This window comes from Escherichia sp. WS1450 (assembly GCF_046487395.1).
In the GTDB taxonomy this organism is placed as follows: Bacteria; Pseudomonadota; Gammaproteobacteria; order Enterobacterales; family Enterobacteriaceae; genus Escherichia; species Escherichia coli.
Genome location: NZ_JBJQJO010000011.1, coordinates 89,249 through 101,357 on the forward strand (window position 1 = coordinate 89,249; position 12,109 = coordinate 101,357).

Sequence of the window (12,109 nt, forward strand, 5' to 3'; positions counted from 1 at the left end):
GTCAGATGCGACGTTTGCCGCATCCGACACTACTCGTAATAATTATAAATCCCTGCCGCCATCACCAGTTGTGATGCCACTTCATGGGCTTTTTCACGCCCAACCAGCAGGTCGATAATTTTCAGACCAAAGTCGATAGCTGTACCCGGCCCCTGACTGGTCAGCAATTTTACCCGTGCATCCCAGACGACGCGCTTGTCCTGCCATTGTTCGGCGGGTATTTTGTCTTTCAGCGTCGGGAAGCCGGTCATATTGCCAATCGGGAAGATATCGTGCGGGACCAGCACGGTGGCTGGTGCGGCGCAAATAGCCGCGACGATACGCCCGGAACGGTGGAACTGTTTAATGGTTTCAACCAGCAGGGTGCTATCGCGAAAACACTCTGCGCCTTTAATGCCTCCAGGCAGCACGATCACGTCATATTCGCCATCAGCTACTTCGACCAGCGGCGCATCCGCCAGCAGCTTCACGCCGCGCGAGCAGGTAATCGCCAGGTTACCATCGCTGGCGACGCTGGCAGTGGTGACTTTGATACCGCCGCGAACCAGCAGATCGATAGTGGTGACGGCTTCAGTCTCTTCACTACCAGGGGCGAGGCAAACCAGTGCCGATGCGCTCATATTCACTCTCCTTTCTTTTTACCATTTCAAACAGGCGGGTGTTTTCCGGTACGGCAATCCCATGCGCGCGGGCGCGGCGTAAGAGAAAACCATTGATATAGTCGATTTCGGTGTGGCGCAGCGCGCGGATATCCTGCAACATCGACGAGATATTTTCCGCTGTGGCATCAATCACCTGCATCACGTAATCACGCAAATCTTCTGCTGAAGTATGATGCCCTTCGCGTTCGATTACTGCCGCGACTTCTTCGCATATCTGCATAATTTCTTGCGGATGATGACGTAATTCACCATTCGGGCAATTCCAGATGGCGGTCAGTGGATTAATCACACAGTTGACTGCCAGCTTGCGCCACAGCTCGGCGCGAATATTGTTATGCCACGCGACGTCAGGTAACACGGTTTGCAAAATATCCGCCAGATAACTGTAATCGCCGTCCTGTTGCCGTGCCGGACCAATATGCGTGATTCCGTTTGCCACATGAATAATGACATTGCCGTCGCGGCGGGCGGCATGGGTGGTGGTGCCCATCAGTAATGGCTGCTGAATGTTTTGCAACTCTTCGATGGTGCCCATGCCGTTGTGAATTAACAGTATTGGCGTAGTTACAGGCAGTGTGGACGCGAGGCTTTTGACGGCATCGGAAACCTGCCATGCTTTCAGCGTCACCAGGAGCAGATCGCAGGTGGCGAGAAAATCGGGATCGTTGGCGGTCAGCGATTCGTTAAATATCGAACCATCTGTCTCAACCAGATTCACACTACAATAAGGTTGTGGTACGCGCAGCCAGCCCTGAACCTCGTGACCCTGTTTACAAAGTGCTGTAAGCCATAATTGCCCTAAGGCACCGCATCCCAATACGGTAATTTTCATTGTTCCTCCTCACCCGCAACCACTCCGGGTGTTCAATAAGGCTATCCCTTAATTGTGCATGCTGTTGCGACTATGCACAATTAAGGGATACGTCCTGGTGCAGGACTGTTGGTTATTTAACTTTGCAGGTATTATGCTTCGCATCAAAAATGAAGGGAGAGGAAAAGATGCCATCTTTCGATATTGTCTCTGAAGTTGATCTTCAGGAAGCACGTAACGCGGTCGATAACGCGAGCCGCGAAGTGGAGTCCCGTTTTGACTTCCGTAATGTTGAAGCCTCATTTGAGCTGAACGACGCCAGCAAAACCATCAAAGTGTTGAGCGAGTCCGATTTCCAGGTCAATCAGTTGCTGGATATTCTGCGTGCCAAGCTGCTGAAGCGCGGCATTGAAGGCAGTTCACTGGATGTACCGGAAAATATCGTTCATAGCGGTAAAACCTGGTTTGTGGAAGCGAAACTGAAACAGGGCATTGAGAGCGCGACTCAGAAGAAAATCGTCAAAATGATCAAAGACAGCAAACTGAAAGTGCAGGCGCAAATTCAGGGTGATGAGATCCGCGTAACGGGTAAATCTCGTGATGATTTGCAGGCTGTCATGGCGATGGTACGTGGTGGCGATCTGGGTCAGCCGTTCCAGTTCAAAAACTTCCGCGATTAATCGCGACAATGTGCGTTTTGTTCATGCCGAATGCAGCATGAACAGCTAATTCGGCCTACAACGATTTGTAACTCAAGAACTTTGTAGGCCTGGTAAGCGTAGCGCAGCAGGCAATTCGCCTCGTTTTTTATGCCTGACGAATTGCCTGTTCAACCTCAAAGCGATTCGTCACTTTGCTGTCGATTTTCACATAAGCTGAATGTTCTTCTTCTGCAATCAACACTTCTTTGACGCCCGCGGTTTCCAGCAAACGCACTTTTAACGCCTCGTTTGCGGCAATGTCCGCCGGGATTTCAATGCGCAAGCTGCTGACATACGGCGGTTCTTTCATGGTACTGGCGACTGCCAGCCACACTGCGGCCAGCATTGCGCCAGCGAGAAATACTCCCTGACCGTCAAACATGCCGTCAATCCAGCCGCCCAGCGAACCGCCAATCGCCACGCCAAGAAACTGGCTGGTGGAGTAAACACCCATCGCCGTACCTTTGTAACCTGCTGGCGACTCTTTACTGATAAGTGAAGGCAGAAGGGCTTCCATCAAATTAAACGCTACAAAGAAAAGCTGCACGCCGACTACCAGTTGCCAGAACTGCGTTTGTGCGTTCCACAACACAATTTCCGCAACCACGATCAACCCAACGCAGAAGACAAAGACTTGCTTCATTTTGCGCTTAACTTCAGCGTAGATAATGAAAGGCACGACCGAGCCAAAGGCGATTAACATCGTTGCCAGGTAGACCTTCCAGTGTTCAGCCGCCGGGAACCCCGCATCAGGCAGTTGCCCTGGCAAGGCAACAAACGTCGACATCAGCAAAATATGCAGACACATAATGCCAAAGTTGAGTTTCAGCAGCCGCGGTTCCGCCAGCACTTTACTGAAACTGCCTTTCACCATTCCGGACTCACGATTAAGTACGTGAGTGCTACTGTTGGGCACAACCCAAATGGTCAACGCAATGCCGGTTGTTGCCAGAATAGCGATCATCCAAAACAGCGCGTGCAGCCCAAGTTTGTGAGTGATGATCGGGCCAAGCACCATCGCAATGGCAAAGGTAATGCCAAAGCTCACGCCGATAAACGCCATTGCTTTGGTGCGGTTTTGTTCGCGCGTGAGATCGGAAAGCAGCGCCATAACGGCAGCGGCAATCGCACCGGAGCCTTGTAGCGCCCGGCCCAGAATAATTCCCCAGATGGAGTCAGAGAGCGCAGCGATAACGCTACCGGCGGCAAACACTGCCAGCCCACCGACAATTAATGGTTTGCGACCAATGCGGTCGGAAAGCAGGCCAAACGGAATCTGAAAAACGGCCTGAGTCAGACCATAAATACCAATGGCAATACCGATTAATGCTTCGCTGGCACCTTGCAGAGCCATGCCGTACGTGGTCAGAACCGGCAGAACCATGAACATGCCCAGCATGCGCAACGAGAATACGGTCCCTAAACCCCAGGTCGCGCGTCGCTCACCTGGCGTCATTTTATAATCGTTCATTACCACCTCTGTTTTAAATTCGCGACTAGTGTAAAGCGGCAAACGAATGGGGTAAACATGCGGATTTTTTAGTAAATATTTCGAGAGGGATATGATTCTAATGCTAAGAAAAAAGGTGCCGTAGCACCTTTTTAATAGAGAGGTTTTGTTACCACACAGCAGCCAGCAGCGTATGCGAGTCCGGCACCATAAAATCAACGGACATCATCACCGAGAGGGCAGTGATGGCGATGATAGAGAAGCCGAACAGCTTGCGCGCCCAGATTCTGTCATCAGCAACTTTATAACCGCGCAGGGCCATACCTAACCACCAGACGCTAACCGCCGCGGCGACCACCAGATATTTATACCCAGCGTAACCGCCAAGAGAGAGCATCAGCGTGGCAACGGCAAAGGCGATGATATACAGCGTGATGTGATTCTTCGCCACCGAAATGCCTTTTACCACTGGCAGTACCGGAATGTTTGCCGCCTGGTAATCCTTAAAGCGGAAAATGGCGATGGCATAGGAGTGAGGCATCTGCCACAGACTGAAGATAGCCAGCAGGATCGCTGCGCCGCTATCGAACTCGCCGGTTACTGCACAGTAGCCGATCACCGGCGGCGCAGCGCCGGAGAGCGAACCAATCAATGTGCCGTAGACTGAGTGGCGTTTCATGTACAGGCTATAAACGCCGACATAAACCACAAAGCCCATCACCCCCAGCCAGCAGGCCAGCGGATTCGCGCCAAACCACAGCAGCATAAAGCCAGCAATACCCAGCAAGGTGGCGTACACCAGCGAGACAGCAGGAGAGATCAGGCCTTTAACCAGCACCCGATTCTTCGTCCTTTCCATCTTTCTGTCGATATCCCTGTCGATGTAGTTGTTAAACACACAACCCGACGCCACAACCAGTGACACCCCAACCAGCGTGTAGATAAACAGGGGATAATCAATGCGGCCCTTTGAGGCCAGCAGGAATCCCCCAATCACCGAGATCAGGTTGCCAAAGATGATGCCTGGTTTCGTTACTTGCAGGTATTGCTTAAACATCATAACCGCCGCTCTTAGTGCATCATCATGTTGTAGTTGAGGTTCCACATAATCCAGATGGAGCCTACAACCAGGATAGCGATGATTAGCACGGTGAAGACAAACGCCGTCATGTTCCAGCCTTCATCTGATTTGGTATTCATGTGCAGGAAGCACACCAGATGCACCAGAACCTGTACCACTGCCATTGCCAGGATTGTTCCCAGAATTACGGCCGGAGAGGCAGCCCCTGTCATCACCATCCAGAACGGAATCACCGTCAGAATGATCGACAGGATAAAGCCTGTCATGTAGGTTTTTACGCTGCCATGGGACGCGCCGCTGTGATCGGTAGAATGACTCATTACATCGCCCCCATCAGATAAACAACAGTGAACACACAGATCCAAACCACATCCAGGAAGTGCCAGAACAGGCTCAGGCACATGATGCGGGTACGGTTAGTGCTGGTCAGGCCGCGACGGGCGATTTGCACCATCAACACCGCCATCCAGATAAGACCGGAAGTGACGTGCAGACCGTGCGTGCCGACCAACGCAAAGAACGCTGACAGGAAGCCGCTGCGATCCGGACCCATGCCGTTAACAATCAGGTGATGGAATTCATAGATTTCCATCCCGATAAATCCGGCACCAAACAACCAGGTCAACGCCAGCCAGGAGATAACCTGGCTTTTGTTGTTTTTGTACATGGCGATAGCCGCCATGCCGTAGGTGATGGAGCTGAACAACAGCAAGAAAGTTTCAACCAGAACGAACGGCAGTTCGAAAATGTCCTTACCTGTCGGGCCGCCTGCGGTGCCGTTAACCAGAACGGCATAGGTAGCAAACAAGATAGAGAACAGAATGCAGTCGCTCATCAGGTAGATCCAAAATCCGAAGATTTTGGTTCCGCCTGCATCGTGGTGCCCGTGTTCGTGCGCGTGGGCAGTCGCGTGCGTCAAAGTATCAGTTGCCATTTTTCAGCCCTGCCTTAGTAATCTCATCGAAATGCTGGTTTTCCAGTTTTTCGATTTCTGCCACCGGCACGTAGTAATCCACGTCCTCGTCGAAGCTTTTCACGATCCAGGTGATGATCATGCCTGCGAAGCCAACAATCGCCAGCCACCAGATATGCCAGATCATGGCGAAACCGAAGATGGTGGAGAAAGCTGCAATGACGATACCTGCACCGCTGTTTTTCGGCATATGAATTTCTTCATAGTGGTCAGGCTTTTTGTACGCTTCGCCTTTCTCTTTCATTTCCCAGAATGCATCACGCTCGTGAACGTGCGGCACAACGGCAAAGTTATAGAACGGAGGCGGGGAAGAGGTTGCCCACTCCAGCGTACGGCCACCCCACGGGTCGCCAGTCAGGTCACGGTTCTGGTCGCGGTCACGAATAGAAACGTACATCTGAATAACGAGGCAGAGAATACCCAGCGCAATCAGTACTGCACCGCTGGCTGCAATCATCAGCATGGTGTGGAACTGCGGGTCAATCTGCTGGCTCAAACGACGGGTCATGCCCATGAAGCCCAGCGCATACAGCGGCATAAAGGCAACGAAGAAGCCGATGATCCAGAACCAGAACGCGCGTTTACCCCAGGTTTCGTTCAGTTTGAAACCGAACGCTTTAGGCCACCAGTAGGTCATCCCTGCGAAGCAGCCGAAGACCACGCCGCCGATGATCACGTTATGGAAGTGCGCAATCAGGAACAGGCTGTTATGCAGAACGAAGTCCGCGCCCGGTACTGCCAGCAGCACGCCAGTCATACCGCCTACCGAGAAGGTGACGATAAAACCGATGGTCCACAGCATCGCAGAATGGAACACGATGCGGCCCTGATACATGGTGAACAGCCAGTTGAAGATCTTCACCCCGGTCGGGATGGCGATAATCATGGTGGTGATACCAAAGAAGGCGTTTACGTTCGCGCCCGCACCCATCGTAAAGAAGTGGTGCAGCCAGACGATGAACGACAGCACGGTGATACAGACGGTTGCCCATACCAGCGAGGTATAACCAAACAGACGTTTACGCGAGAAGGTTGCCGCAATTTCGGAGAACACACCGAATACAGGCAGGATCAGGATGTAAACTTCCGGGTGGCCCCAGGCCCAAATCAGGTTGATGTACATCATCATGTTGCCACCCATATCGTTGGTAAAGAAATGGGTGCCCAGATAGCGATCCAGGGTCAACAACGCGACGGTAACCGTCAGAATTGGGAAGGAAGCAATAATCAGAACGTTCGCGCACAGTGATGCCCAGGTAAATACTGGCATCTTGAACATGGTCATGCCCGGTGCGCGCATCTTCAGAATGGTAACGAAGAAGTTGATACCGGTTAGCGTCGTACCTATACCGGATAGCTGGAGACTCCATATCCAGTAATCGACACCGACTCCCGGACTGTACTCTATTCCCGATAGCGGTGGATAGGCCAGCCAGCCGGTCTGCGCAAATTCGCCCACGCCGAGAGAAACGTTAACCAGAATCACACCAACAACGGTAAACCAGAAGCTTAGGTTGTTGAGGAACGGGAACGCAACGTCACGCGCGCCGATCTGCAGCGGAACCACCAGGTTCATCAGACCGATAACGAAAGGCATCGCCACGAAGAAGATCATAATCACGCCGTGCGCGGTGAAGATCTGATCGTAGTGGTGAGGTGGCAGGAAGCCCGCTTCGCCCGCCGAGGCAAGAGCCTGCTGGCTACGCATCATAATGGCGTCAGCAAAACCACGCAGCAACATCACAATCGCCACGATGATATACATGATACCGAGGCGTTTATGGTCGACGGAGGTCAGCCACTCTTTCCACAGGTAGGTCCACTTACCGAAGTAAGTGATCAGGCCAACGAGCGCCAGACCTCCCAAAATAATGCCAGCGATCGTAACCATGACGATAGGTTCATGGAACGGGACTGCATCAAGTGATAATTTTCCGAACATCTTTATTCTTCCTCAACCCCTTTAATGGGCGGATTCCGCGTGGCTCATGTCCATGCCTTCCATACCTTCGTGTGCACTGTGCTCACCTTCTGGCTGGGTCATGTCCATGCTCTTACCGTGAGCCATAAACTTGTTAATCACATCAGCAAACAAGTCTGGTTTCACGTTGGAGAAATATTCCACCTGGTTGTATTCGCTAGGCGCGGCCAGTTTTTCGAACGCTGCCATGTCAGACATGGTGTTCGGCGACTGTTTCGCTTTTGCGACCCACTGGTCGAATGCGGCGCGATCCGGTGTTGCAATAGCTTTGAACTTCATGCCTGAGAAGCCCGGGCCGCTGTAGCTGGCGGAGATACCGTCATAAGTACCGGGTTCGTTGGCGATCAGATGCAGGCGAGTCTGCATACCGGCCATGGCATAAATCTGGCTACCCAGACGCGGAATGAAGAAGGAGTTCATCACGGAGTTGGAGGTCACTTTGAAGTACACCGGAGTGTTCGCCGGGAAAGCGATTTCATTCACGGTAGCAATGCCCTGTTCCGGGTAGATGAAGAACCATTTCCAGTCCATGGAAACCACTTCGATGGTAATGGGCTTCTCGTCGTGTGCCAGCGGCTTGCTAGGCTCAAGAGCGTGAGTGGTTTTCCAGGTCAGTACCGCAAGGAAGATGATGATTAAGATAGGTACCGTCCAGACCACAGCTTCCACTTTATTGGAATGTGACCAGTTCGGGCTGTACTTAGCATCTTTATTGCTCGCACGGTACTTCCAGGCGAAACCAACAGCCATCAAGATTGCGGGAATAACGACAATCAACATCAGGCCAAATGCCGTCAGTATCAGTGAACGTTGCTCCAGACCAATCTGTCCTTTGGGATCTAACAGCGCAGAATTACAGCCACTGAGCAATACAGTGCCTGCAAATAATGACAACCATCCCAAACTTTTATTGTATTTCCTGAGTCTCATTTAACGACCTCAATTCCACGGGATCTGGTGGCGTTTAAAGTGTGTGGGCATTTTACGGGAAGGTTACATTACTGTAAACATGATTAAATTCCTGTTACTTGGATTTGGCTTCCAGGTCACATATGTTGCAAAACATATCAGGTTGATTTTAAGAAGCTGTTGCAAAAGGGCGTTATAACAAAAGGGGAGTGCAGAAGGAGTCTGGGCGGGCAATTGGTATAACCAATGCGAAATAAAACAATTATTTAACAAATAATTATCATTAAGGTGACAACTGGGTAGTGAGAAAATAAAGACTCATTAGCTGAATCGTGTAAGAAAAATAGAATTCATAAATGGCGTCAATAATTTCCAGACGCTAAGCCGCACAAAAGAACAAATATTAATAAGCGATGCTGATGTTTATTTAGCCGTAATAATTACGGCGAGTGATTACTACGGCTAAATAATATTTACAGATTACGTCAGATGCGTTTTTCGTAGCGCCAGATAATCCAGTAAACCACCAAGCACGACGCCAGAAAGGGCGACTAAAACCCCGACTTCCAGCAGAGCAGGCAGGAAAGAGAAGTGCGTCAAATCCAGCGCGTCCATCGTCAACAGCAGTAACCACACGGCCAACAGGCTGACGCCCGCCGCCAGTGTCCACATGGCAAAGGCATAACCTGCCGGATATTCGGTACGGGAGATAAAGTTATCATTTACTCGTGTATATTCAAGCGTCTGGCGACAAATCAGCAGCAAAATAAGCCCTGGTACGGCAGCGGCGACGGAGAACAGATAGAATGTCGACCAGCCGTGTGCTTCAACAAACCAACCCGCCACGGGGCCGACATAAACTCGCCCTACAGCAGAAAGCGCTGAGAGCAGGGCAAATTGAGTAGCGGAAAATGACTTATTACACAGCGTCATTAACAGCGCGACAAAGGCTGATGTACCCATCCCGCCACAGAGGTTTTCGAAAAAGACGGCTGCGCCCATGCTGTAGAGATGCTTATCAGTAATCGACAGCAGCCAGTAACCGGCGTTAGACGCACCTTGTAAAATGCCGAAAATCAGCAGTGCCCGGAACAGTGACAGGCGCTGCATCAAAATCCCACCGTACAATGCGCCAACAATGGTCGCCAGTAAGCCAAGCGTTTTGTTAACCACGCCTACTTCACCCGCATCAAACCCGACGCCACGAATCAAAAACGTGGTTGTCAGGCTCATGGCGAATGCGTCGCCCAGCTTATACAGCACGATAAGAAGCAAAATAAGCCAGGCATTATTGCGACCAAAGAAATCGCGCAGAGGTGCAACAACCGCTTGTTCCAGCGTTTTGGGCACTGGAATGGTGTCGGTTGGTTCTGGTGCAAGTAACGTCGCGATAATACAGGGGATCAACAGCGCCGCCATCAACCAGTACATGCCCTGCCAGCCCAGCCATTTATCTGCCAGCCACAGGGCTAAGCCGCCGGAAACCAGCATCCCTAAACGGTAACCCAGCACGCTGATTGCCGCGCCCGCACCACGTTCTTCTGCCGGGAGCACATCGGTTTTCCACGCATCGAAGACAATATCCTGGGAGGCAGAGCAAAAAGCGATCACCACGGCCAGTGCCGCCATCCAGCGGAGCTGGGTGCCTGGTTCGAGAAAACCCATCGCCGCAATGGCGACTAATAACAGGATTTGCGTGGCGAGCAGCCAACCGCGCCGCCGCCCGAAAAATGGGGGCGTGTAGCGGTCCATCAGCGGTGACCAGAGGAATTTAAAAACGTAAGCCTGGCCTACCAGAGAGAAGAAACCAATGGTTTTAAGATCGATATTCTCGACCGTCATCCAGGCCTGTAAGGTGCCGGATGTCAGGGCGAGCGGTAGCCCGGAAGCAAAACCCAGGATCAGCAATATGGCTGAACGCGGCTGTTGAAAAATACGTAAATATTGACTGGACATGGGCGTCTACAGGCCCGGCTTGCACCGGGCCAGAGGGCAGAAATTAACGCGCGTTCTGCTTGATGAATTCGTGGATGCTGGTGTCCTGAGACATATCAGCGATGGTATCGGTCAGCACACTGTTAACCGCATCGGCGATATTTTTGTTGGAGGCCTGGAACGCACCTTCAACGTTGTAGCTGGCACGATAGTTCTTGGTCATTTTGTTGCCATTCTGCGCGGTAGCGATGATGGCAATATCCGCTTTAGTAGCGATGTTGTAGCGCACGTTGCCCTGGGACACGTCAGCATACAGTTGGCTAACGATGATTTGCAGATTAACCGGGCCATTCGGACCAACCATGTAACCACGCGCGGTCATCTGTTTTTCCAGCACTTCTTGCAGCAGGAAACGCAGATCGCGGGAGGCGGTCAGGGTAACGATTTGATTATCGCGGGTGACTTTTGCCAGCGCCTGATCGGTACGCTGATCGGCACCATTAATGCTTACGGTGACGCCCATCAGGCTTGGATCCTGCTGTGGCAGTGTCATCGTCGGGGAAACTTCAATAGTTGTTGGCGGTTTTGCGCATCCTGCAAGCATAAACAGAGCAACTAACGGGAAGAGGATTTTTTTGAACATGTTCGGGCTCTCAGAGACTCTTAAGCGTGTTTGGTAAAAATTCCCGCCATCATAACATTGCCAACGGCGAGGGGAAGTGGGTAAGGCATGTAAATTCATCATGTTGACGAAATAATCGCCCCTGGTAAAAGAAACGCTGATGCGAGGCCTGTGTTTCAATCTTTAAATCAGTAAACTTCATACGCTTGACAGAAAAACCAGGACGAAACCTAAATATTTGTTGTTAAGCTGCAATGGAAACGGTAAAAGCGGCTAGTATTTAAAGGGATGGATGACATCTCAGCGTTGTCGGAGGAGATATTTCATGATGATACGTGAGCGGATAGAAGAAAAATTAAGGGCGGCGTTCCAACCCGTATTCCTCGAAGTAGTGGATGAAAGCTATCGTCACAATGTCCCAGCCGGCTCTGAAAGCCATTTTAAAGTTGTGCTGGTCAGCGATCGTTTTACGGGTGAACGTTTTCTGAATCGTCATCGAATGATTTACAGTACTTTAGCGGAGGAACTCTCTACTACCGTTCATGCGCTGGCTCTGCATACTTACACTATTAAGGAGTGGGAAGGGTTGCAGGACACCGTCTTTGCCTCTCCTCCCTGTCGTGGAGCAGGAAGCATCGCGTAAAAACGCATTTGCAACTGTCGGCGCTTTTCCAGTATGTTGCTAAAGATTTTATGAAAAACGGCCTGCGGGCCGTTTTGTTTTGTCTGGATTTTGCGCTTTTTGCCCAGCATTCAGACGAAAATTGCCCGGGAATTGTGAAAAAATACGCGACAGCGCGCAATAACCGTTCTCGACTCATAAAAGTGATGCCGCTATAATGCCGCGTCCTATTTGAATGCTTTCGGGATGATTCTGGTAACAGGGAATGTGATTGATTATAAGAACATCCCGGTTCCGCGAAGCCAACAACCTGTGCTTGCGGGGTAAGAGTTGACCGAGCACTGTGATTTTTTGAGGTAACA

12 protein-coding genes are annotated in these 12,109 nt (G+C 51.2%); 2 read left to right on the plus strand and 10 right to left on the minus strand.

All coding sequences use genetic code 11. From position 1 onward, the window contains the following. Positions 1-29: 29 nt before the first annotated feature. Both yajL and panE read right to left on the minus strand, forming a co-directional pair. Positions 30-620: a protein deglycase YajL gene (gene yajL / locus ACJHYR_RS15075; protein WP_001550730.1), complete on the minus strand. Its 591-nt coding sequence runs from the start codon at positions 618-620 to the stop codon at positions 30-32. Further along, positions 583-1,494 carry a 2-dehydropantoate 2-reductase gene (panE, locus tag ACJHYR_RS15080; protein WP_001589804.1) on the minus strand — a complete coding sequence of 304 codons (912 nt, stop codon included), beginning with the start codon at positions 1,492-1,494 and terminating at the stop codon, positions 583-585. The genes yajL and panE overlap by 38 nt, the downstream gene beginning before the upstream one ends. Before the next feature lie 167 nt (positions 1,495-1,661). Between panE and yajQ the strand changes: the two genes are divergently transcribed. Then, complete coding sequence (gene yajQ / locus ACJHYR_RS15085; protein WP_001138904.1) at positions 1,662-2,153, plus strand: nucleotide binding protein YajQ; 492 nt, start codon at positions 1,662-1,664, stop codon at positions 2,151-2,153. Between the two features lie 127 nt (positions 2,154-2,280). On the opposite strand, the gene ACJHYR_RS15090 is transcribed toward yajQ, so the two are convergent. The 8 genes from ACJHYR_RS15090 to ACJHYR_RS15125 form a co-directional block, all read right to left on the minus strand. Then, complete coding sequence (locus tag ACJHYR_RS15090; RefSeq protein ID WP_072837329.1) at positions 2,281-3,645, minus strand: MFS transporter; 1,365 nt, start codon at positions 3,643-3,645, stop codon at positions 2,281-2,283. Between the two features lie 148 nt (positions 3,646-3,793). Next, positions 3,794-4,684: a heme o synthase gene (gene cyoE, locus ACJHYR_RS15095; protein WP_000971326.1), complete on the minus strand. Its 891-nt coding sequence runs from the start codon at positions 4,682-4,684 to the stop codon at positions 3,794-3,796. Positions 4,685-4,695: 11 nt separating this feature from the next. After that, a complete protein-coding gene (locus tag ACJHYR_RS15100; RefSeq protein ID WP_000019869.1) occupies positions 4,696-5,025 on the minus strand; it encodes a cytochrome o ubiquinol oxidase subunit IV in 330 nt (109 codons plus the stop codon). Next, the gene (locus ACJHYR_RS15105) at positions 5,025-5,639 is read right to left on the minus strand and encodes a cytochrome o ubiquinol oxidase subunit III (RefSeq protein ID WP_000179819.1); all 615 of its coding nucleotides are present in this window, start codon (positions 5,637-5,639) and stop codon (positions 5,025-5,027) included. The genes ACJHYR_RS15100 and ACJHYR_RS15105 overlap by 1 nt, the downstream gene beginning before the upstream one ends. After that, positions 5,629-7,620: a cytochrome o ubiquinol oxidase subunit I gene (gene cyoB, locus ACJHYR_RS15110; RefSeq protein ID WP_000467180.1), complete on the minus strand. Its 1,992-nt coding sequence runs from the start codon at positions 7,618-7,620 to the stop codon at positions 5,629-5,631. Before cyoB ends, ACJHYR_RS15105 begins: the two co-directional genes overlap by 11 nt. Before the next feature lie 21 nt (positions 7,621-7,641). Next, positions 7,642-8,589 carry a cytochrome o ubiquinol oxidase subunit II gene (cyoA, locus tag ACJHYR_RS15115; RefSeq protein WP_001239436.1) on the minus strand — a complete coding sequence of 316 codons (948 nt, stop codon included), beginning with the start codon at positions 8,587-8,589 and terminating at the stop codon, positions 7,642-7,644. A gap of 459 nt (positions 8,590-9,048) precedes the next feature. Next, the gene (gene ampG / locus ACJHYR_RS15120; RefSeq protein WP_000098423.1) at positions 9,049-10,524 is read right to left on the minus strand and encodes a muropeptide MFS transporter AmpG; all 1,476 of its coding nucleotides are present in this window, start codon (positions 10,522-10,524) and stop codon (positions 9,049-9,051) included. A gap of 43 nt (positions 10,525-10,567) precedes the next feature. Further along, on the minus strand, positions 10,568-11,146 hold the full coding sequence (locus ACJHYR_RS15125; protein WP_000473501.1) for a lipoprotein: 579 nt from the start codon (positions 11,144-11,146) through the stop codon (positions 10,568-10,570). A gap of 304 nt (positions 11,147-11,450) precedes the next feature. On the opposite strand from ACJHYR_RS15125, the gene bolA reads away from it, so the two are divergent. Further along, a complete protein-coding gene (bolA, locus tag ACJHYR_RS15130) occupies positions 11,451-11,768 on the plus strand; it encodes a transcriptional regulator BolA (protein ID WP_000973448.1) in 318 nt (105 codons plus the stop codon). Positions 11,769-12,109: the final 341 nt, after the last annotated feature.

Bases quoted from the DNA above. Each gene is read 5' to 3' on its own strand.
- cyoA (WP_001239436.1), bottom strand. From the start codon at position 8,589: ATGAGACTCAGGAAATACAATAAAAGTTTGGGATGGTTGTCATTATTT.
- ACJHYR_RS15090 (WP_072837329.1), bottom strand. From the start codon at position 3,645: ATGAACGATTATAAAATGACGCCAGGTGAGCGACGCGCGACCTGGGGT.
- yajL (WP_001550730.1), bottom strand. From the start codon at position 620: ATGAGCGCATCGGCACTGGTTTGCCTCGCCCCTGGTAGTGAAGAGACT.
- panE (WP_001589804.1), bottom strand. From the start codon at position 1,494: ATGAAAATTACCGTATTGGGATGCGGTGCCTTAGGGCAATTATGGCTT.
- yajQ (WP_001138904.1), top strand. From the start codon at position 1,662: ATGCCATCTTTCGATATTGTCTCTGAAGTTGATCTTCAGGAAGCACGT.
- cyoB (WP_000467180.1), bottom strand. From the start codon at position 7,620: ATGTTCGGAAAATTATCACTTGATGCAGTCCCGTTCCATGAACCTATC.
- bolA (WP_000973448.1), top strand. From the start codon at position 11,451: ATGATGATACGTGAGCGGATAGAAGAAAAATTAAGGGCGGCGTTCCAA.
- ACJHYR_RS15125 (WP_000473501.1), bottom strand. From the start codon at position 11,146: ATGTTCAAAAAAATCCTCTTCCCGTTAGTTGCTCTGTTTATGCTTGCA.
- cyoE (WP_000971326.1), bottom strand. From the start codon at position 4,684: ATGATGTTTAAGCAATACCTGCAAGTAACGAAACCAGGCATCATCTTT.
- ACJHYR_RS15105 (WP_000179819.1), bottom strand. From the start codon at position 5,639: ATGGCAACTGATACTTTGACGCACGCGACTGCCCACGCGCACGAACAC.
- ACJHYR_RS15100 (WP_000019869.1), bottom strand. From the start codon at position 5,025: ATGAGTCATTCTACCGATCACAGCGGCGCGTCCCATGGCAGCGTAAAA.
- ampG (WP_000098423.1), bottom strand. From the start codon at position 10,524: ATGTCCAGTCAATATTTACGTATTTTTCAACAGCCGCGTTCAGCCATA.